1 protein-coding gene is annotated in these 769 nt (G+C 64.6%); it reads right to left on the reverse strand.

The features are described from left to right. On the reverse strand, positions 1 to 615 hold a 615-nt coding region (locus tag AC1DWT_RS51665; RefSeq protein ID WP_477926329.1), incomplete at its 3' end, for an alpha/beta fold hydrolase. Positions 616 to 769 lie beyond the last annotated feature (154 nt).

Here is a 769-nt window from a genome sequence, read left to right on the forward strand (position 1 = left end):
CAGGAACTCCGGATCCCAATGCCAGTACCAACGGCCATCACGCAGCCGAAGGTTCTTACGCAGACCCTGTGGGTTGGGCTTGCGGACACGGTTCGGGGTATACGCCGCGATCGCCGCTGCCGCGTCGTCGAGGCTCGCGAAACCCTCGAGGCCACTGCGCATGAAGGCCATGATCTCCGCGGTACCGCTCGTTTCGACCTTCGGTGCGATATCGACCAAGACCAAGCCGCGAGCGAGATCGGGATTCTCACCCTGCCCGATCAACGACGTCATACCGCCCATCGAGGCACCGACGAGAACTGGCTTCTCCCCCAGCTCTTCGATGACCGAGGTCAAGTCGGCGACCAACGCATCGATGCCATAGTCCCCATCCGGCGCCCACTGACTGTCTCCATGCCCACGCGCATCCAGCGCAATGGCGGACCAGCCGTCCGCCGCGAGGCTGCGACCGGTGTTTCGCCAGGAATGCCGCGTCTGCCCGCCGCCGTGCAGCAACAGGACCAAGCCCTTTCTGTCGGCGCCTGATCCGTCACCCGGTGKCGGCGGGTCCCACCGGTCGGCGACAAGCGTGACGCCATCACCGGCGAATTCGGATTGTGGGACTACGGGATCCATGGGGTTCCTCACCAACAAGGTCGAGTCGAGCATTCTCCTCCATGGTGCACCACAGGGTGAACACTAATTCACCCGGTGCGAGCGTTGTCTGCCGCCATAGCTGTATACCGTGGCCACGGCGGGCGAGCCGCAGGGCCTCAGGACCGAGGGGGGT

Source organism: Rhodococcus sp. P4_B6 (assembly GCF_056402215.1).